Source organism: Psychromonas sp. MME2, from assembly GCF_040566515.1.
GTDB lineage: Bacteria > Pseudomonadota > Gammaproteobacteria > Enterobacterales > Psychromonadaceae > Psychromonas.
Genome location: NZ_JBEWXI010000013.1, coordinates 1 through 21,514, shown reverse-complemented (window position 1 = coordinate 21,514; position 21,514 = coordinate 1). Strand labels below are relative to the sequence as shown.

The window sequence follows — 21,514 nt, the reverse complement described above, 5'->3', positions numbered from 1 at the left end:
GGACATTCAAGTGTTTTATTGATGTAAATCAATAAAACACTTGGATAAAATATTCGGATGTCCCTGATATACCAACGCCGATCTAAACCCCGAGAAGCCTATCCTTGTTTGTTATGTGACAACACTCTATACTGTACCAATTAACGTACATGAGCGCTTTGGAGTTATATATGGATGCAATAAGTTATACAGCCGCTAGAGCAAATTTAGCCAATACAATGGCGCAGGTCTGTAATGATCACGCACCAATTATTATTACCCGTAAAAGTGAAGATCCTGTTGTTATGATCTCATTAGAAGACTATAACGCAATGCAAGAAACAACGTATTTACTTAGATCCCCTGCAAACGCTAGAAACCTTTTAGAGTCTATTGCCGAACTTGAGGCTGGCAATGGAACTGAAAGGGAGCTAATAGAATGAAGCTAACATTTTCAACTAAAGCTTGGGAACAATACATTTATTGGCAAACCACCGATAAGAAAATAGTAAAACGTATTAACTTACTTATTAAAGATATTCAAAGAACTCCCCACGAAGGTATTGGTAAACCTGAGCCTTTAAAGCATGGATTATCTGGGTATTGGTCTCGCCGAATAAACGATGAACATCGCATCGTTTATAAGCATCAAGATAACACCATTCTAATTGCACAGCTCCGATATCATTACGGCACATAACGGTGATGCCAATCCTTTAATCTATTTTTTATAGCAGTCATCGCTCCTACAAATTAAAGCAAGTTAATGAAGGTAAATTGTTCATATAACAGATGCTAACTCACTATTTATTAAAAATATTTAAAATCTAAGTATCGGCTGATTGTATAGGGGGTGATACCTGTGTATATTAGCTCGCAATCGATTATCACGTCATACATATATTAAATTTAAATGTCTAAACAGCATAAAAACGCCACTACAACACCTGAAATGCGAGCTTTTATACATCAATCCGATCTTCCTACGGCGGTTTTAGCGCGCCTATTGAAAATATCAGAAGCGACCGTGCGTAAATGGCGTAAACGTAGCGATAATCATGATGCCTCACACATTCCCAAACAGTTACACACCACATTAAGTGCGGCGCAGGAGTTCGCGGTTGTCCATTTGCGTACCCGTTTAAAACTGTCGTTGGATGAGTTATTAAGTGTATGTAAGCACTTTATTAATGAAGATACCTCTCGTGCAGGATTGCAACGTTGTTTAAAGCGGCATGGTGTATCAAAGCTTGCGGATATGGATCCCTTACCGACAGATGAGCTGAGTGATGATTTCGTGGTGGTTGATATCGCAGAGAATGAATCGAACACGGTGATCACTGCGCCCATTTCCCCACAGGCGATGTCTGATGTGCTAAATCAGGTGCGTAATAAAAGTGCGGCAAAGCCCTTATTAACACAGCAAACCAGTGAGTTGGCTGAATATGCATTGCATGCGAAATCAACGCCCTTAAGCAATTTAGATGTGGTACAGGTTAATGTGACTGTTTTACCAACGTTTTCCAGCAACGAGCCGCAATATCGATTGTTAGTTGCCAATGATCCCGAAGGAAAGTGGGTTTATGTCGATCTCTATAGTGACGGTGAGAAAAATGCTGCGAGACGCTATATGAAGCACGTTTTACATAAGGCACCTTTTCATATTCGCCGCGTATTAGTGGCTAACTATACGGAGTTTATCAGCCGTTTTAGTTTGCTCGATAAAGAATAAATAGATTAAATTTTAAGCCGTTAGCTTGCTCTGAACCCGATAAGGGGCAGACAAATCAAGCATAACGCAATGCATCCTAACTGGAGTAATAGCATGTCAAACACAGAAAATACGAACAATAGCGCGTCCCTTGTTGATGAGCAGTTTCATTCTCGTTTACAAGAGACGCCGATAGCAATTGTTGGTATGGCCTCGGTTTTTGCAGAGAGTAAAAACCTTTCCCAATTTTGGGATAATATTGTCGAGTCGGTGAATGGTATTCAAGATGTGCCAGAAGACCGTTGGGCAATCGATGATTATTACTCCAGTGATAAAAAGGAAGCGGATAAAAGCTATTGTAAGCGCGGTGGTTTTTTACCTGAAATTGATTTTGACCCAATGGAATTTGGTCTGCCGCCGAATATTTTAGAACTAACGGATATTACCCAGTTGATGTCGTTAGTCGTGGCACGCGATGTCTTAGCCGATGCGGGAATTGCCGATGAAGCGAGTTTCGACCGCGATAAAATGGGCATTATATTAGGCGTTGGCGGCGGTCAGAAACAGGGCGGGCAATTGATGTCTCGCTTGCAAGGTCCTGTTTTAGATAAAGTGTTGGCGGCTTCTGGCGTTAATGGCGCGGATCGTGAAATCATTATTGATAAATTTAAGAAAGCCTATATTCCGTGGGAAGAGAATTCATTTCCGGGCATGTTGGGTAATGTTATCGCAGGGCGTATTGCTAACCGCTTTAATCTTGGCGGTACTAACTGTGTCGTTGATGCGGCCTGTGCTGGTTCATTAGCTGCGATAAAAATGGCTGTTTCAGACCTATTGGAGCATCGCTCGGAAATGATGATTTCTGGCGGTATCTGCTGTGATAACTCGCCATTTATGTATATGTCTTTCTCAAAAACGCCAGCCTTTACCGATGGCGATGATATTCGTCCCTTCGATGAAAAATCCAATGGCATGATGATTGGTGAAGGGGTTGGCATGGTCGCGTTGAAACGTTTAGCGGATGCTGAGCGCGACGGTGATAAAATTTATGCTGTCATTAAAGGCATTGGTAGCTCCTCCGATGGACGTTTTAAATCTATCTATGCACCACGACCAGAAGGGCAGTTGAAAGCATTAAAACGTGCCTACGCCGATGCTGGTTTTGATGCCAAAACCTGTGGCTTAATTGAGGCGCATGGAACGGGCACTAAAGCAGGTGATGCCGCCGAATTTAGCGGATTAAATCTGCTCTTTAGTGAGAATAATGAGCACAAACAGCACATCGCGTTAGGATCAGTAAAGTCACAGGTTGGTCACACTAAGGCAGCGGCAGGTACTGCTGGTTTAATTAAAGCCGCACTCGCGCTTCACCATAAAGTGTTGCCCGCGACCATTAATGTTGATAAACCCAATCAAAACCTTAATATCGAAAATACGCCACTATATATCAATAATGAGACGCGCCCATGGATGCCTCGCGTTGACGGTGTTAAACGTCGTGCTGGTATTAGATTCGTTTGGCTTTGGCGGCACGAATTTCCATTTTGTATTAGAAGAGTACCGTGCAACACAAACAGAACCATACCGTTTAAATGTGGTGCCTGAAACGATATTAGTGAGTGCGCAAAGTAGAGCTGCATTGATTAGTAAATTAACGCAATGGGCTAAAAAACTCGATACAGATCAAGATGCTGCACAATTTGTGTTTAATGCCTTAGTAGAGGAAAATCCTTGCACAACACCTGCGCAAGAATTAGCTCGTTGTGGTTTTGCTGCAAAAAATAGTCAGCAAGCTAAAGCCGCGATTGAACAAATAGTAAAACGTTTTGCCACGGATAATAGCCAAGCGTGGAGTTTGCCAACGGGAATTTACTACCGTGAATCGGCTCTTGAAAGTGCAGGCAAAGTGGTCTCTCTTTTCTCTGGTCAAGGGTCGCAGTACCTAAATATGGGGCGTGAATTAGTTTGTAATTTTCCCCCTATGTTAGCGACCATGGCCGAGATGGATAAAGCATTTAGCCAAGCAGGCAGGGAAGAGCTTTCCCATTGTTTGTATCCTATTCCTGTGTTTAGTGAGCAACAACGTCAGGAGCAACAGCGCCTGTTACAACAAACGCAGTTTGCTCAACCTGCCATTGGCGCATTCAGTATGGGGCTTTATAAAACCATGCAACAAGCGGGTTTTAAAAGTGATTTTGCAGCAGGACACAGTTTCGGTGAATTAACGGCACTGTGGGCGGCGGGTGTCGTCAGTGATGCTGATTATATGCGTTTGGCACGCAGTCGAGGTGAAGCGATGGCTGCGCCGCTCGATAATGATTTTGATGCAGGCACCATGATCGCGGTCGTGGGAGATCCGGATCTCATTGCCGATGCGATAAAGGCATTTGCCGATATTACCATTGCTAATTACAACGCCAATAATCAAGTTGTCGTAGCGGGCGCAACGGCGCAGATCGCCAGCGCAACAAGCGCACTACAGGCACAAGGCTTTAAAGTGGTGGCACTCCCTGTTTCTGGTGCTTTTCATACGCAGTTAGTTAACCATGCCCAACAACCCTTTGCCGAAGTCATCGATAGCGTTGAGTTTCATTCTCCTGTCATTCCCGTATTTAGTAATGGCACTGCGCAGCTGCACGAAAACGATGGCGATGCAATTAAACAGAGTCTAAAAAATCATATACTACAATCAGTGCGATTTAAGGAAGAGATAGATAATATTTACAGCGCGGGTGGACGTATTTTTGTCGAGTTTGGGCCTAAAAATGTGTTGAGCCGATTAGTCGATAATATTCTTGCCGATAAAGATGATGTGACAACCATCGCGATTAATAGTAACCCTAAACAATCTGCCGATTTGCAATTACGTTTAGCGGCATTGCAAATGGCTGTATTAGGGCTGCCACTGACCACGATTGACCCATATAATGCAGTTGCTCGCCCAACTGTTGCCCCTAAAAAATCACCATTAGCGATGAAATTAAGTGGTGCGGCTTATGTTAGCCCGAAAGCGAAACAAGCATTCAGCGATGCCTTAAATGATGGCTGGCAAATCACTTCTGCAGCGCAACAGGAAAAGGTTGTCGTTAAGGAAGTTATTGTAGAAAAAGTCGTTGAAAAAATTGTTTATGTCAATGCAGATGGTACACCCTTTGAAACCTCGGAGACGACTCATGCTAATAACAGTGAGTTAGTTAAATCGGTTGAGCAAAGTGTGGCTGCGCTGATCCATCAACAGAGCCAATTATTAGACGTACATCAAGAGTTTATGCAAGGTCCACAGGAGTATGCAAAAACCTATCAAGATCTTTTATTGATCCAAAGTGGAACGCAAGCACTCCCCGAGAGTTTAGATAAAACGCTCTCTATGTATCATCAATATCAGTCTGAAACGCTACGTGTGCATGAAAGTTACTTAAATAGTCAGACAGAGAACATGCAGAAGGTGTTGGCGGAATTACCAAGCGTCACTGCGAGTGATAACATCGGCGTAGCCCACACGGTTAATTCAACTAGCGCGAAAGTACATTCTGTCGAACCAGTTGTTAATAATAGTGCTACGCTCTCAATTGCAGAGCAATTGGCGAAAACCCATAGCACCATAATCAATGTCACGCCGACCGTTACACCTGTCGTTGCCGAGCCAGTGGCTCCAGTCATTGATACAAAAGCGATAGAAAATGTGATGCTCGCCGTGGTCGCCGATAAAACCGGTTATCCCGTAGAAATGTTAGAGCTAAGTATGGATATGGAAGCGGACTTAGGCATCGATTCCATCAAACGTGTAGAAATATTAGGGGCAGTACAGGATGAAATAACGGATCTCCCTGAGCTTAATCCCGAAGCGTTAGCGGAGCTGCGCACACTGGCTGAAATTGTTGACTACATGAACGAATGTGCAGGCACTGTTGCTGTGAATGCAACGGTAGCAGCACCACAAACAGCAGCATCAATTGATAGCGATAAAATCCAATCTGTCATGCTTGCCGTGGTCGCCGATAAAACGGGTTATCCCGTAGAGATGTTAGAATTAAGTATGGATATGGAAGCGGATTTAGGCATCGATTCCATTAAGCGCGTGGAAATATTAGGCGCAGTGCAGGATGAAATAGCGGATCTCCCTGAGCTCAATGCAGAAGCCTTAGCGGAGCTGCGCACACTGGCTGAAATTGTTGATTACATGAACCAATGTGCAGGCACTATTGCTGTGAATGCAACGGTAGCAGCACCACAAACAGCGACAGCAATTGATAGCGATAAAATCCAATCTGTCATGCTCGCCGTGGTTGCCGATAAAACCGGATATCCCGTAGAAATGCTTGAACTAAGTATGGATATGGAAGCGGACTTAGGCATCGATTCCATCAAACGTGTAGAAATATTAGGTGCAGTACAGGATGAAATAACGGATCTCCCTGAGCTCAATGCAGAAGCGTTAGCAGAGCTGCGCACACTGGCTGAAATTGTTGCCTACATGAACCAATGTGCAGGCAGCGTTGCTGTGAATGCAACGGTAGCTGCACCACAAACAGCGGCATCAATTGATAGCGATAAAATCCAATCTGTCATGCTTTCTGTGGTCGCCGATAAAACGGGGTATCCCGTAGAGATGTTAGAGCTAAGTATGGATATGGAAGCGGATTTAGGCATCGATTCCATCAAACGTGTAGAAATATTAGGCGCAGTGCAGGATGAAATAACGGATCTCCCTGAGCTCAATGCAGAAGCGTTAGCAGAGCTGCGCACACTGGCTGAAATTGTTGCCTACATGAACCAATGTGCAGGCAGCGTTGCTGTGAATGCAACGGTAGCTGCACCACAAACAGCGGCATCAATTGATAGCGATAAAATCCAATCTGTCATGCTTTCTGTGGTCGCCGATAAAACGGGGTATCCCGTAGAGATGTTAGAGCTAAGTATGGATATGGAAGCGGATTTAGGCATCGATTCCATCAAACGTGTAGAAATATTGGGCGCAGTGCAGGATGAAATAACGGATCTCCCTGAGCTCAATGCAGAAGCGTTAGCCGAACAGCGCACGCTGGCTGATATCGTTGCTTACATGGCAGCTGTAAGTGGTGCAGGTGATACGCCCAAACAACCATTGCTAGCAAAGATTGATGAGCAGCTTGATCGCCGTGTAAATGATTTTCAGCCAGCGCCGAGTGCGATTGTTACCGTTAAACACCTTGCTCCCGTGAATAAAATAGAGAGCAATGTCAACGGAGAAAACCTGTTATTGGTGGATGATGGCGAAGGTTGTACCGTGCGTTTAGCGGAGCAATTAACGCAACTTGGTTGGGCGGTAACGCTCTTACAACCTGCGTGGGTTAAAGCGACAAGTACAAAATCCTTCGTCGATAAGGTCATTGTTATGCCCTTGGAAGAGTTAAGTGAGCAAGAGGTCAGTGCCATTTTAGCAACCCAAACGAGTTGGACGAGTGTTATCTATCTGCACCCTAAGCAAGCAATTGCAGGGCTTGAGTATCCAGAAAAGAGTAAACAGGGATTACAACTTGCTTTCTTATTAGCAAAATTATCAGGATTAGCGCAAAACAATCATAATGATACCCGGTCTTCATTTGTCGTTTTAACGCGTCAGGGCGGTGCTTTCGGCGTTGATGAAAATGAATTAGATGCCGACCTTGTGCAAAGTGGATTAACAGGTTTAGTCAAAACCCTTAACCATGAATGGCCAAGGGTATTTTGTCGTGCCATTGATATCGCAACGAAGTTTAGTGGCGATAAAGTTGCCAAACTGATTATTGAAGAACTTAATGATAGTGATTGCAGCCATGTTGAGGTCGGATTCAACCATAATGGCCGTTTAACCTTAGTGGCAGAGTCGACTGACAGTTATGCATTAAACTCAGGTAATAGTATTGATCAAAATTCACTTTTTTTAGTCAGTGGTGGAGCGAAGGGGGTGACCGCACACTGTGTTATTCGCCTTGCGCAAAAGTATCGAGCAAAATTTATCCTCCTAGGACGTTCGCACTATCAGAGTGAAGAGCCTACTTGGGCTAACGACGTTTTGGATGAGGTCGAACTGAAAAAAGCGGCGATGCAAGCTATTATTGCCACGGGTGAAAAAGCAACACCGAACAGTGTGGCAGCGCTGGTAAAACCTATTCTTGCCAACCGCGAAATAAAACAGACCTTACAGGCGATTGACGATGCAGGCGGCTTGGCGGAGTATGTTAGTGCCGATGTCACAGATGCGCACAGCGTAATGGATGCCGTTTCACCTATTACCGATCTTTGGGGGATATTAGCGGTATTATTCACGGTGCTGGCGTGTTAGCGGATAAATTGATTGAGCAAAAAACCTTGGCGGATTTTGATGCGGTATACCGTACAAAAATAGATGGGTTACTTTCGTTACTCGCTTGCTGTGATGAGGATAAACTACAACACTTGGTTTTATTCTCCTCGGCGGCTGGTTTTTACGGTAATCCCGGACAGTCCGATTATGCCATTGCCAACGATATTCTTAATAAAACCGCTTACCGTTTTAAAGCCTTACATCCAACGGCGCAGGTGTTAAGTTTTAATTGGGGCCCTTGGGATGGCGGAATGGTTACGGCTGAACTAAAACGCATGTTTAATGATCGCGGTGTGTATATTATTCCACTGGATGCCGGGGCTGAGTTATTTGCCAGCGAAATGGCAGCCGACAGCAACCGCTGTGTGCAGATTTTAGTGGGTAATGACATGGGCGGTGAACCTGCCAATAATCAGGAAAATAGCGCAAAAAAGCCCTTAGTTAGTCGCTTCACTAAATCTCTTTTAGCGGCTAACAATGCTTTTTTAAAGGATCATCAAATTGCTGGTAATGCGGTTTTTCCAACCGTTTGTGCCATTGCCATGATGGTTGAGACAGCCTTGCAAACTTACCCTGATTATTACTATTTAGGTTTGCAAAATTATCAACTATTTAAGGGGATTGTTTTTGATGGTAATGAAAGTGGCGATTATATTATCGAACTAACATGGCAGCAGGAAACGCCCGACCAGTTGACTATTGCAGCTAAAATTTGCAGTGACAATGGCGCTGGTAAGGTGGTATTCAACTATGCAGCAATACTCCTGTTGGCTAAAAAACGGTTACCGTTGTTGACATATAACGCTCAACTACCCGATTTGATTATTGATAAACAGTCGTCAGCGACGCAACTTTACCGGAATGGGACATTATTTCATGGCCCAAGTTTGCAGGGTATTCAAGCAGTCAATCAGTGTGATCAAAATGGCCTAATTTTAAGTTGCCAAATTGATGCGATGGTTAGCGATTTAAGCGGCGAATTTGCGTTACACACTAGTAATATTTTTGCTAATGATTTGGTGTATCAAGCAATGCTAGTTTGGGTGCGTCAACAACTCGGTTTAGGCAGTTTACCTTCTGCGACCCTAAGCTGGACTGTCTATGATGAAGTTACACTCGGGCAACCATTTTATTTACTATTAACCATCACCGAGCAGCAGGGCAGCAAGGTAGTTGGTGATGTTTGTTTAATTGCCGCCGATAAAAAAATATTGGCAGAGGTACGAGGAGTAACGGTCACTTGCAGTGAAAATTTAAACAATCTATTTACAGCGGCGACTGTAAAAAACGATGTAAACCATGACAGATAATTATTGCCTCACTCGTCATATGGCAATCATCGGTTGCGATGCTTGTACGCCTGATTTGCCCTGTATTGATCAGGTCGCAACGGCTTTATACAATGGCGATTGTCAACGCCCCATCGCAGATGTGCCGCGAGATGTTGGTGATTTATGCCATAGTGCTATCACGCGAGTTTTACAGCAGGGTAGGATCACAGCTAAACAAGTCGCCATTATCGTTATTGGTGATCTGGTGATTAGTGATGCAAGAGAATATGCGAGCAGCCAGAACCTGGCCAATTTAGGCGATGCGTTACACGCTGCGCAAGGGTTAATAGAGCAGCAACCGCTAGCGGTATTATTGATTGCTGCGAATATGGATGCCGTAAATAGTGTTCAGCAAGAGAAAGCAACGATCAGTTTTGCCGATGATTTTACTGGGTATGGGGCGAGTCTCGGTTTTTGTGCGTTACTACTCTCCAGCCTTGACCTTGCTGCACGCCTTAACGCCTATCAATATGGCGTTATTGCCGCGGCGGTCAGTAGCCGTGATCTTACTAAGCCTCTTGATGAGATTATTAAACAATCATTGCAACAGGCGCAGATAAGTCGCGAACAAGTTAGCGCAATAGAAGTGACTGCCCCTGCACAATCGCCTTTCGCACAATTAGAAGCGACGGGAGTTATCAAGGGCTATACAAATGGTACAACCTTACACACGGGCATAACCTGTAGTAAAAGTGTCTTGGGTGACAATGGTGCGTTATCACAACTATTTGGCCTATTGCATTGTGTATTAGCGCTGCAACTACGTTATCGACCCGCTATAAAAGAGTGGAGTGCACCTATTGCGGCACAATTGAGCGCATGGCTAGATTCCCCTTTTTATATTTTTAATGCGCCTGCCACCGCCTTTGCAAATGCAGATAAATCTCCGCGTTATATGGCTTACAGTTGTCTTTCATCAACGCAATACAGTCACCTATTGTTAAAAGAAAATGACCATCAAGGTGTGCGCACTAATGGTTTTAATGCCCATAGTGATCTATCGCTGTTTATTATTAGCGCCGATAGCGAGGCGCAATTAACAAAGCAGATCATCTCCCTTATCGACGGCCTTGATGCATATAACTTGAAAACGCTAGCGCGATCTCTCTATGAAAATAGCCAGCAAGGTCGGTATAAATTAGTGTTGGTTGCACAAAGTAAGGCTGCGCTACACAAAGAATTAACCCTTGCTGTTGATGGTGTGGGCGAAGCATTTGCGCATCATCGCGAGTGGAAAACCCCGAAGGGCAGTTATTTTAGCGCACAGCCTATCCATAACGCGCAAAAAATCGCTTTTACCTATCCCGGTATTGGGGCGAGTTATTTAGGTTTAGGGCGTCAATTATTACAGCTTTTTCCGCAAATATACCCAATGGTTACGGCGATGGTCGATGATCTCGGCGCCACCTTGCAGGAACGGCTTCTCTATCCGCGATCGCTCACCCCTTTAACTTTTAAGCAGCGACAGGAGTACGATTTAGCGCTGCGTAATGAACTCGCTAATATCGCTCAGTGTGGTATCGCCTATGCGTCAATGGTCAGTAAAATATTCACACAGGTCTTTACTGTTCAGCCTGACTTTTCCTGCGGCTATAGTATGGGCGAAGTGAGTATGTTTACGGCACTCGATTGTTGGCAAAATCCACAGTTAATGAGCCAGCGTTTGCACCATAGCACAACCTTTAAACAGCGTTTAGCAGGGGAGTTAGCCGCCATTCGTGAACATTGGCAACTAAGCGATGTTGGCGATACTCCGATATGGGAAAGTTACAGTGTCAAAGCAAACGTCGAACAAGTCGAACAGGTATTATTAGTGACGGATCGTGTTTATATCACCATTATTAACAGCCCCGATAGTCTTGTTATCGCAGGTTATCCCGAAGATTGCCGCGCAGTTTGCCAACGTTTAGGGCAACGCGCTATTGCATTGCAGGTGGCGAATGCCATCCATTGTCCACCTGCCTATAGCGAGTATGACAATATGCAACGTTTATATACGCTCGATGTAGCGCACAAGAAAAACTGTAAAATGTATTCCAGCGCCTATTATCTGCCCGTACCGCAACACAGCAAAGCGATTGCAATGAGCATTAGTAAATGCCTCTGTGAACAGGTGGATTTTCCGCGTTTAATTAATACCCTCTATCAACAAGGCTGTCGCGTGTTTGTGGAGATGGGGGCTGGCAGTTCATTAACGAACTGGACAGATAAAATATGTCAGCACGCCAAGGTTAACGACTATTTAGCCGTTTCCGTGAATGCGAAAGGAGCGAGTGAACAACTCACTCTAATGCGTGCAATTGCAAAATTACTCAGCCTTGGCATCAAGATTAATGTCGACAGTTTTTTTTATGGCTCAGTCATTCAACCATTACAAAAATATTAAGAGAATTATATGGAAGATATCGCCGTTGTTGGTATTGCAAATCTATTTCCGGGATCAACGCAGCCAGATCAATTTTGGCAGCAATTATTGGCTAAAAAAGATAACCGAACAACGATTTCTGCGACCGAGTTAGATGCGCAACCGACGGCATATTACGGTAAAAAAGGCGAGAGCGATAAGTTTTACTGTATGTCGGGCGGCTATATCCGTGATTTTATTTTTAATGCCGATCCCTTCTCGGCAAGTGGCTTAGATAGCGGTTATCTTGACCAATTAGATGCGCTCAATAAATGGGCGCTGTATGTTACAGAACAAGCATTACAAGATGCGGGTTACTGGGGCGCACCACAACTGCAACAATGTGGCGTGATTTTGGGTAATCTTTCCTTTCCAACGCAAAGCTCAAATCACCTTTTCTTACCCCTTTACCATCATGTTGTCGAGCAAGCCTTACAACAGTTAAGTGCAGATAACTTCAAGCTGGCTAACTTCACGCAAGCTAAAGCCGTACCTGCTGAGAATGGTTTAATTGCTGGTTATCCGTCGGCCTTATTGGCAAAAGCGGCAGGGCTTGGTGGCAGCCATTTTTCACTCGATGCCGCCTGTGCATCATCCTGTTATAGCGTCAAGCTTGCCTGTGATTATCTCTATACGGGCAAAGCCGATATGATGCTGGCGGGCGCGGTATCGGCGGCGGATTCGCTGTTTGTCAATATGGGTTTTTCAATTTTCCAAGCTTTCCCGGGTAATAATAACCATGCCCCCTTTGACAAAGCATCGCAGGGGTTATTCGCAGCACAAGGTGCTGGGATGATGGTGTTAAAACGCCACCGTGATGCGCTACGCGATGGCGATAAAATTCATGCCATTATAAAAGGGGGAGCATTATCTAATGATGGTAAAGGGGAATTTGTTTTAAGCCCTAATAGTAAGGGGCAGATCTTAGCTTATCAACGCGCCTATGATGATGCACAGGTGAGCCCGCGTGATGTCGATTACATCGAGTGTCATGCCACGGGGACACCCAAGGGCGATAAAGTTGAGTTAAGCTCAATGGAAAGCTTCTTTAGCCGTTACGATAATAAGCCCTTGCTCGGTTCTGCTAAATCGAACCTTGGGCATCTTTTGACGGCTGCGGGCATGCCGGGCATGTGTAAAGCAATTTGGGCGTTAAACGAAGGGATTATTCCTGCAACGATCAGTTTACAAAACCCCATCAGCAGCAAATTAGGCTATTTTACGGCCGCGCAGATCCCAACGGAAACCACACCTTGGCCATGTAAGGCGAATATCCCGACCGCAGGCGTGAGTGTATTCGGCTTTGGTGGCAGTAATGCCCATCTTATTTTACAGCCGGGAAATACCCCTTTTGTAGCCAAGGCGCAGCAAGTTAAAGCGCGAGAACCCCTAGCGATTATCGGTATGGATTGTTTAGTTGGCTCAGTAAAAAACCTTGCGCAATTTAAAGAGTTGATGGATTGCGAGGGCAATCTCTTTACTGAATTACCTGCACAGCGTTGGCTGGGGATGGAGAAAAATGCCAACTTGCTCGCGACCTTAAATCTGCAAGGTGCACCGAAAGGGGCCTATGTGGACAGTTTTGATATTGACTTCCTTCGCTTTAAAATTCCGCCCAATGAGCGCGATTGTCTTATTCCACAGCAGCTTATGATGATGAAAGTCGCTGACAATGCCGCCAAGGATGCAGGACTACGTGTTGGCAGCAATGTTGCCGTGTTGGTTGCGATGGGGGTGGAGTTAGACCTGCATCAATATCGAGGACGCGTTAATTTAGCAACGCAAATTGCGCAAAGTTTGCAGGAGCAGGGGATACATTTAACCCACAGCAGCAACAGGAACTCATCGCCATTGCCAAGCAAAGTTTAGGATCTCCTGCCCAGTTAAACCAATACACCAGTTTTATTGGTAATATTATGGCTTCTCGGATTTCGGCGTTATGGGATTTTTCTGGCCCTGCCTTTACTATTTCCAGTGAAGAAAATTCCGTTTACCGCTGTATCGAGGTTGCTGAAAATCTCATGCAAACCACTGCGGTCGAAGCCGTGATCATCGCCAGTGTGGATCTTGCTGGCTCCTTAGAGAATGTCTCTCTTCGTCAACGTTTTGCTCCGCTCTGTGGTGATGCCAATGTGGCTGCTGATATCTTACAGGCAAAGGGTTGGTTAGTTGGTGAAGGCGCAGGGGCTTTTGTTGTTAAAGCGCAATCGGCACTCAATGGACAAACATCTTATGCCACCATTAATGCACTCAGCTTTGCTGACGGTGTGGACAGTGATGCGATTATCAAAGCCAGTGAACAAGCCTGTGCGTTGGCAAATATTACTGCACAGCAAATTAGCTATGTTGAGGCCTTTGCCAGTGGCGTTGAACGTGAGAATCAAGCGGAGAAAAGCGCCTTTGCGAAACGTTACCCCACAGCGAAAATTGCCAGTGTTAAAAGCCAAATAGGCCATCTTTATAATGCTTCAGGCATGTTTAGTGTGCTTAAAACTGCGCTATTTTTAGATAAAAAACAGCGCCAACTTTTTGTGCGATCAATGGCTTAGGACAAGATTTAAGCTGTGCGCATTTGCTCTTGGCCTCCAGTGCAACCGCGCAACAAAGCGCTGTCATGCCTTCGCCTAATCACTCTCCCTCGCTAATCAAAGCGATTCATTTAGGGGGGCGTGATATTCAGCAAACCATTATTGAACAGGCGAACAATCCACTGTTTAGCACAATCAAAAAACAGATTCAGGGGCAATGTTTAGCACCTCTGAGTACGCCAATAAATTTAGGATTACTGCAAGTGCCCGAAACAGACAAAACCGAGTTAAGTGAAGAGATAAAAATGCCAACTGGAGTTACAATGAAGCCCTTTAGCCGTGGTGATATCTCTCAGCAAACGCAAACCCACCAAGCTTTTTTGCGAAATCGTTTAGCGGCGCAAAGACAAATTGCCAAGCTGATTACATTACAGACGCAGTTGCTGAGCGAACAACCGATTAACGTAAATTCACAGCCACTCTCTGAGACTGCACAGGAGGGGCAACATAGCGCGCCACTGTTTGCAATAAAGGGGCGCAGGGCTACCACTATCCGCCACTGCAATTACGTGAATGTTATAACAAACCGCAGCGGGTGATTTTCGATAGTGCCGATTTAGTGGAGTTTGCCGAGGGAAAAATCAGCCATGTTTTTGGCCCTGATTATGCCGTGATTGATAACTATGCGCGCCGTGTGCGCCTTCCTACCACGGATTATCTATTAGTTTCGCGTGTCACCGCCTTGGATGCTACTATCAATGAATATCGTCAATCGTCAATGGTGACGGAGTATGATATTCCCGTTGATGCGCCATTTTTAATTGACGGGCAAATACCTTGGTCGGTCGCCGTTGAATCAGGGCAGTGCGACTTAATGCTGATCGCTTATATCGGTATCGATTTTCAAAATAAAAGTGAACGTGTTTATCGTTTACTTGATTGCCAATTAACCTTTTTAGAAGAGATGGCCTTTGGTGGTGAAACCCTGCGTTATGAAATTCATATCGACTCCTATGCGAAAAATGGTGAGCAATTGCTGTTTTTCTTCCACTACGACTGTTTTGTTGGTGATAAAAAAGTCCTGATCATGCGTAACGGTTGTGCGGGTTTCTTTACCGATGAAGAGCTTGCCGATGGCAAAGGGGTGATCCATAACGATAAAGATAAAGCGCAATTTGCCAATGCCAAAAAGCACGACTTTCAGCCATTGATTAACAGCACGGCTCAACAGTATGGCTTAACGCAAATGTTGCACCTTGTCGATGGCGATGTGGCGGCCTGTTTCGGTGAACAATATGATCAACAGGGGCGTAATCCGTCACTCAAATTTTCGTCACAAAAATTCCTAATGATTGAACGGGTGACAAAAATCGATCCCCACGGTGGACACTGGGGGCTCGGCGTATTAGAAGGTCAGAAAGATCTCGCGCCAGACCATTGGTATTTCCCGTGCCACTTTCAGGGTGACCAAGTGATGGCAGGGTCGTTAATGTCGGAAGGATGCGGACAGTTGGTGATGTTCTACATGCTTTGGCTTGGTATGAATCGTGATGTCAATAACGCCCGTTTTCAGCCGATGGCCGTGAGCAGCAAACCGTACGTTGCCGTGGTCAAGTACTGCCACAACACAATACCCTGACCTACCGTATGGAAGTGACGGAAATCGGCATGTCACCGCGTCCCTTTATGAAAGCAAACATCGATATTTTACTCGATGGTAAAGTGGTGGTGGACTTTAAAAATCTTTGCGTTGAAATTAAAGAGCAGGATAGTCATTCTCCCTATCCCGTTACGTTGCCGAATAATGTGCGACTGATAAAAAAAGCGCCGCCGTTAAAAGCTCCCAGTGTCAGTGTGGAGCAGGCCCTCAATGAGCTAGAAAATCACATCGGGGAACTCGATAGTGATGCGCTGCATGAACTCGAAGATGTCCTCATTCATGATAATCATGCCACTGTTGATGAGCGTGGCATTAATCCCTTTAAACACCCTCATCGGCCATTAATGCGCGTTGAGTCGGATTTCAGTGCGCCACAAAATAAAGGCGTTATCCCAATTAAACATTTTGCCGCCCCCTATGTTAAAGGGCAAAATCGCGTGCCAGATAGCGCCCCCTTTACACCGTGGCATCTTTTTGAGTTTGCAACCGGTAATATCAGCAACTGTTTTGGCCCTGATTTTGATATTTATAATGAGCCGGGTAAACAGCGTATTCCACCGCGCACCCCCTGTGGTGATCTACAGGTGGTGACGCAGGTTGTGGATGTACAAGGTAAACGGTTAGATTTTAAAAACCCAGCGAGTTGTACCTCTGAATATTATGTCCCAGAAGATGCGTGGTATTTTAGTAAAAACAGCATTGATAACTGGATCCCATATTCAATCATCATGGAAATCGCACTGCAACCCAATGGCTTTATCTCTGGCTACATGGGCAGCACCTTAAAATACCCAGAAAAAAATCTCTTTTTCCGTAATCTAGATGGCAGTGGTGATCTGATAAAACAGATTGATCTACGTGGTAAAACCATCGTTAACAAATCGCTGTTATTATCAACCAGCATGGCAGGTGGGGCGATCATCCAAAGTTTTACCTTTGATTTGCTCGTAGAGGGAGAAACCTTTTACCAAGGCAGCGCGGTGTTTGGCTACTTTAGTGCTGAATCCTTAACCAATCAGCTGGGTATCGATAACGGTCAAATCAGTCACGCTTGGTTTGTTGATAACAACATACCCGCCGCACAAATTGAACGCTTTGATTTAAGCGATGCCGCGATGCCACTATTCCATGCGCCAGCGACGCAGCCCCATTACCGTTTGGCGGGTGGGCAACTGCATTTTGTCGACCACGTTGCCATTGTCGAAGGCGGTGGTAAAGCGGGTGTCGCCTATATTTATGGGGAGCGTACCATTGATGCTAGCGATTGGTTTTTCCGCTACCATTTCCATCAAGATCCGGTTATGCCCGGCTCCTTAGGGGTTGAGGCGATTATCGAGTTATTGCAGGTTTATGCATTGAAAAACGGTTTAGGCGCGCAGTTTAATAATCCCCGTTTTATCGCACCAGTGAGTAAGGTTGAGTGGAAATACCGTGGACAAATTACCCCGCTCAATAAACAGATGAGTTTAGATGTGCATATCACGGCGATTATTCACGATGCGCAGGAAATACGCCTGATCGGGATGCTAACTTAAGTAAAGATGGTTTACGCATCTATCAAGTTAAAGATATTGTACTGAGTATTATTGAAGCGTAATTGCACGCAAACTTTGGAAAAATTATGTCACTGTTAACGTTTAATAATAAAAATCAAATCGATTGGGCTTGGCAAGTCGATTCAGCTGCGCTTAGCTGCGACGATCGCGCCATTAAACAGGCACTAATGGATTGCAGCAAACCCCTTTACCTTGCGCAAATTAATGGTCAGATTGGCGTGGCACAACAGACCATTGCAGTAGGGGGGCAAGCCGTATTGGCCTTTGCACAGGCCGTCTTACCAGAAGATTTAGGCGATCCTGCCTTTAAACAACAGCACAAGGTGAACTATGCCTATCACGGTGGTGCAATGGCGAATGGCATCGCCTCCGTTGAGTTAGTGATTGCCCTTGGTAAAGCAGGTTTTTTATGCTCCTTTGGTGCAGCAGGATTAGTGCCCGATGTGATTGAAGCGTCGATTAAACGGATTCAAGCGGCCTTACCAAATGGCCCCTTTGCCGTTAATTTGATTCACTCCCCGAGTGAAGAAGCGCTTGAGTCGGGTGCTGTCGAGCGTTTTTTAAAATTGGGCGTTGATACCGTTGAAGCTTCTGCCTATTTAGCCCTTACCGAGCATATCGTTCATTACCGTGTGGCAGGATTATCGCAACAGGCAGATGGCTCTGTGCATATTGCTAATAAGGTCATTGCTAAAGTATCGCGTACTGAAGTCGCCAGTAAATTCATGTCGCCAGCACCACAAAAGCTCTTAGATAAACTGCTTGCGCAGGGGAAGATAACCCCATTACAGGCACAACTAGCACTAAGTGTACCGATGGCCGATGATATTACCGCGGAAGCGGATTCTGGCGGGCACACCGATAATCGCCCATTTTTGACACTATTACCGTCGATTATCGCCCTACGTGATGAAATACAAGCCCAATACAACTATAAAACCCCGTTACGCGTTGGTGCAGGAGGGGGGATTGGTACACCTGAAGCGGCGCTTGCGGCATTTAACATGGGCGCGGCATATATCGTCCTTGGCTCGGTTAACCAAGCCTGTATCGAAGCGGGGGCTTCGCAGCATACACGACAACTATTAGCCAATGTTGAAATGGCTGATGTCACTATGGCTCCGGCAGCAGATATGTTTGAAATGGGCGTTAAATTACAGGTGGTGAAACGGGGCAGTATGTTTGCCATGCGCGCCAATAAACTCTATGAGCTTTACAGTAATTACAATGCGATTGAAGAGATCCCCGCCGTTGAGCGAGAAAAAATAGAGAAACAAATTTTTCGACAAAATTTAGATGATGTCTGGGCTACCACCGTTGCTTTCTTCCATGAGCGCGATCCGGAGATGTTGGCGCGTGCGCAGCATAATCCGAAACGTAAAATGGCACTGATTTTCCGCTGGTATTTAGGGCTCTCTTCACGTTGGTCAAATATCGGGGAAAAAGGACGAGAAATGGATTACCAAATTTGGGCTGGCCCAAGTTTAGGCGCCTTTAATAGCTGGGTCAAAGGAACCTATTTAGCCACATACAGCGAGCGACGCGCCGTTGATGTTGCGCTACATTTATTGACAGGCGCGGCCTATTTACAACGTATAAATCTATTAAAAATGCAGGGTGTCTCATTACCGAGTCATTTACTCAGTTATCGCCCCGACACACCGTTTTCCACACTATAAGGTCGCCAATGTCAGCCACTAAATCGAATAACCCATTATATGGGCTAAAGCTCGAACAGCTACTAACTGAAATTTCTGACCATTATGGTTGGCAGCTATTAAGTGAAGCGTTGCAAATTAACCGTTTTCAATTTCATACGGGCATGAAATCGACTGCTAAATTTTTGCGTGTCAATGAGTGGGCAAGGATAAAAGTGGAGAACTTTTATCTCTATCAATATAAACATTTTCCCTATCCCGATGATAAACAGTTAGCCATTCCTCCGCGGGATCGTCACATCCCCCTAGAGCAACTGCAACAAGGCACTGAGCCAGCAGAAATTACGGCAGAGGTGATAGCACAAATCGAACGACTCAGTGATGATGGCATGTTGGGCGTGGCTAATAAATCAGAAAAACAGCAACAAGAGCCGCCCTACGATCCCAGTAATCCGTGGAATCAATAATTGCGATGAATTATCAAGGCAAAATTGTTAATTGGAATGACGACAAAGGGTATGGTTTTGTGCAACCTAATGGTGGGGGCGAACGCGCATTTGTGCATATTAAAGCATTTACTGCGCGCGATTGTCGTCCTACGGATGGCGAGCTGATTGTCTACGAATTAGTTAAAGAGAAAAATAATCGCTTTCGTGCGTTCAATATAACCTTTGCGCGTGCAAACGTGAATGCCAATCGCACGAATAAAAAGAGTCAACAAAGTGCCTTTGCGACCTATTTTACGACTGTTTTTAGTTTAACCTTGCTGGCTGTTATCTTACTTGGAAAATTGGCCCCTTTTATTGGTGGAATATACCTCTGTATGAGTGTTGTTGCCTTTATTGCCTATGCCAGAGATAAGTCCGCCGCACAAGCAGGACGATGGAGAATTCAGGAAAGCACGTTACATCTTTTTGCATTAATAGGTGGTTGGCCTGGCGCCTTTATTGCGCAAAAAATATTACGTCATAAATCCAGTAAGCGTGAATTTAAAATCACTTATTGGTTCACGGTCATACTTAATCTCACTGCTTTAGTTTACTTGCAGTCTGATATAGGGATTCACTTTGTGAATAAGGTGCTAATGCCACTCATAGCGGCGATATAGTTTCACTGATCAATAGGGCTAACAATTCCGCGCTCATGTAAGCCGACAACATGTAAATAAATTTGCGTAGTGCTAATATCACTGTGTCCTAGCAACTCTTGAATATTACGTAAATCGGTGCCTGCTTCTAATAAACGCGTTGCAAAACTGTGCCTAAAAGTATGACAACCTGCTTTTTTCATCAACCCCATTTTGTTGATGGCCTGTTTGACACTGCGCTGTACAGATTGCTCAGAGATATGATGTCTTCGGGTAATATTAGTGCGCGGATCAATTGATAAGGTACTGGCAGGAAATAGATACTGCCATTTATCTTCAAATTCAGCATTTGGATATTTTCTTGCTAATCCATTGGGTAGATAGACACTACCAAACCCATTTAGCAGATCTTGTTGATGTAATAGTAAACTCGATTCTATTTCGCAACGAAGTGGGGCGAACAAACGCTTGCGGTAATAGTGTCCGTCTTGATTTATCCCCTTTAGTTTCGCGAACCAAAATGCATTTTGCAGTAAAATCGATATCTTTAATGCGCAATCTCGTTGCTTCAGATATACGCAAACCACAACCATACATTAATTGAGCCGCTAACTTTGCTTTATCATTAAGTTGCGTAATAACATGTTGGGCTTCTGTATGCGTAAAAACCGTTGGAAGCTGCCTTGGTTTAACGGCATAACTGAATTTTAACCCTTTAATATCAATCCTTAAAAATTCTCGATACATAAATATTAATGCATTCAGTGCTGTTTTCTGTGTATTACTACTGACGTTACGGGTAACTGATTGATATTCTAAAAAAGCTTCAATCTCAGCATTAGCCATCTCTTTCGGGTGTTTAAGCTGATGAAAACGAATAAAACTTAATATCCAAAAACAATAGGTTTTTTCCGTTTTAAAGGCGTAATGACGACTGCGAATAAAGATACGAAATTGATCCATAAAACGGGGGAATTAGCCGCGATCGGAGGACGAACATCATACATAAATTTCTCCTCAAAAAATAAATATGTATTTATACACAGTAGTATGGTGCGGGTTTACGAATTTATCCAATATTTTACGTCGCCGTGCAGGTTATATTTGTTAACATTCTAATTTGCTATATAAATTAGATGGTGAGGTCATTATTTCAAAAGGTGATAGGTGGCAGTGTCATACCTATCTCAAATAGCAGTATGTTATAAAGCAGAATTAACCAATTGAATTTAATGATTATTTATCTTTTTTTATGGTTTTGAAAAATGAGATAAG

12 protein-coding genes and 1 pseudogene are annotated in these 21,514 nt (G+C 44.5%); 11 read left to right on the top strand and 2 right to left on the bottom strand.

Features of this window, described 5'->3' with window-relative positions:
• Positions 1 to 170 precede the first annotated feature (170 nt).
• The 11 genes and pseudogenes from AB1A03_RS14465 to AB1A03_RS14400 all read left to right on the top strand — a co-directional run bounded on the left by AB1A03_RS14465 (position 171) and on the right by AB1A03_RS14400 (position 20,260).
• A complete protein-coding gene (locus AB1A03_RS14465) occupies positions 171 to 422 on the top strand; it encodes a type II toxin-antitoxin system Phd/YefM family antitoxin (protein WP_354625340.1) in 252 nt (83 codons plus the stop codon).
• Positions 419 to 679, top strand: coding sequence for a Txe/YoeB family addiction module toxin (locus AB1A03_RS14460; protein WP_354625339.1), 261 nt, complete (start codon positions 419 to 421; stop codon positions 677 to 679). Before AB1A03_RS14465 ends, AB1A03_RS14460 begins: the two co-directional genes overlap by 4 nt.
• A gap of 213 nt (positions 680 to 892) precedes the next feature.
• Positions 893 to 1,711 (top strand): helix-turn-helix domain-containing protein, encoded by an 819-nt coding sequence (locus AB1A03_RS14455; protein ID WP_354625338.1) that lies wholly within the window; start codon positions 893 to 895, stop codon positions 1,709 to 1,711.
• Positions 1,712 to 1,804: 93 nt separating this feature from the next.
• Positions 1,805 to 3,295, top strand: coding sequence for a beta-ketoacyl synthase N-terminal-like domain-containing protein (locus AB1A03_RS14450; RefSeq protein ID WP_354625337.1), 1,491 nt, complete (start codon positions 1,805 to 1,807; stop codon positions 3,293 to 3,295).
• The gene (locus tag AB1A03_RS14445; RefSeq protein WP_354625374.1) at positions 3,177 to 7,994 is read left to right on the top strand and encodes a phosphopantetheine-binding protein; all 4,818 of its coding nucleotides are present in this window, start codon (positions 3,177 to 3,179) and stop codon (positions 7,992 to 7,994) included. Before AB1A03_RS14450 ends, AB1A03_RS14445 begins: the two co-directional genes overlap by 119 nt.
• Positions 7,988 to 9,325, top strand: a complete 1,338-nt coding sequence (locus tag AB1A03_RS14440) for a KR domain-containing protein (protein WP_354625336.1) — start codon at positions 7,988 to 7,990, stop codon at positions 9,323 to 9,325. The genes AB1A03_RS14445 and AB1A03_RS14440 overlap by 7 nt, the downstream gene beginning before the upstream one ends.
• Positions 9,315 to 11,732: a PfaB family protein gene (locus AB1A03_RS14435; RefSeq protein ID WP_354625335.1), complete on the top strand. Its 2,418-nt coding sequence runs from the start codon at positions 9,315 to 9,317 to the stop codon at positions 11,730 to 11,732. Before AB1A03_RS14440 ends, AB1A03_RS14435 begins: the two co-directional genes overlap by 11 nt.
• A gap of 9 nt (positions 11,733 to 11,741) precedes the next feature.
• A pseudogene (locus AB1A03_RS17385) lies at positions 11,742 to 17,535 on the top strand (hotdog fold thioesterase).
• 24 nt (positions 17,536 to 17,559) lie between these two features.
• A complete protein-coding gene (locus tag AB1A03_RS14410) occupies positions 17,560 to 19,173 on the top strand; it encodes a PfaD family polyunsaturated fatty acid/polyketide biosynthesis protein (protein WP_354625332.1) in 1,614 nt (537 codons plus the stop codon).
• A gap of 8 nt (positions 19,174 to 19,181) precedes the next feature.
• The gene (locus AB1A03_RS14405) at positions 19,182 to 19,619 is read left to right on the top strand and encodes a VF530 family DNA-binding protein (RefSeq protein ID WP_354625331.1); all 438 of its coding nucleotides are present in this window, start codon (positions 19,182 to 19,184) and stop codon (positions 19,617 to 19,619) included.
• 5 nt (positions 19,620 to 19,624) lie between these two features.
• Positions 19,625 to 20,260, top strand: coding sequence for a DUF1294 domain-containing protein (locus AB1A03_RS14400; protein ID WP_354625330.1), 636 nt, complete (start codon positions 19,625 to 19,627; stop codon positions 20,258 to 20,260).
• 2 nt (positions 20,261 to 20,262) lie between these two features.
• Here the strand turns inward: AB1A03_RS14400 and AB1A03_RS14395 are convergent, their stop codons facing one another.
• Positions 20,263 to 20,703, bottom strand: coding sequence for a tyrosine-type recombinase/integrase (locus AB1A03_RS14395; protein WP_354625329.1), 441 nt, complete (start codon positions 20,701 to 20,703; stop codon positions 20,263 to 20,265).
• A complete protein-coding gene (locus AB1A03_RS14390) occupies positions 20,627 to 21,202 on the bottom strand; it encodes a phage integrase N-terminal SAM-like domain-containing protein (protein WP_354625328.1) in 576 nt (191 codons plus the stop codon). Before AB1A03_RS14390 ends, AB1A03_RS14395 begins: the two co-directional genes overlap by 77 nt.
• Between the last annotated feature and the right edge of the window lie 312 nt (positions 21,203 to 21,514).

Bases quoted from the DNA above. Each gene is read 5' to 3' on its own strand.
- AB1A03_RS14465 (WP_354625340.1), top strand. From the start codon at position 171: ATGGATGCAATAAGTTATACAGCCGCTAGAGCAAATTTAGCCAATACA.
- AB1A03_RS14460 (WP_354625339.1), top strand. From the start codon at position 419: ATGAAGCTAACATTTTCAACTAAAGCTTGGGAACAATACATTTATTGG.
- AB1A03_RS14455 (WP_354625338.1), top strand. From the start codon at position 893: ATGTCTAAACAGCATAAAAACGCCACTACAACACCTGAAATGCGAGCT.
- AB1A03_RS14450 (WP_354625337.1), top strand. From the start codon at position 1,805: ATGTCAAACACAGAAAATACGAACAATAGCGCGTCCCTTGTTGATGAG.
- AB1A03_RS14435 (WP_354625335.1), top strand. From the start codon at position 9,315: ATGACAGATAATTATTGCCTCACTCGTCATATGGCAATCATCGGTTGC.
- AB1A03_RS14410 (WP_354625332.1), top strand. From the start codon at position 17,560: ATGTCACTGTTAACGTTTAATAATAAAAATCAAATCGATTGGGCTTGG.
- AB1A03_RS14405 (WP_354625331.1), top strand. From the start codon at position 19,182: ATGTCAGCCACTAAATCGAATAACCCATTATATGGGCTAAAGCTCGAA.
- AB1A03_RS14400 (WP_354625330.1), top strand. From the start codon at position 19,625: ATGAATTATCAAGGCAAAATTGTTAATTGGAATGACGACAAAGGGTAT.
- AB1A03_RS14390 (WP_354625328.1), bottom strand. From the start codon at position 21,202: ATGGATCAATTTCGTATCTTTATTCGCAGTCGTCATTACGCCTTTAAA.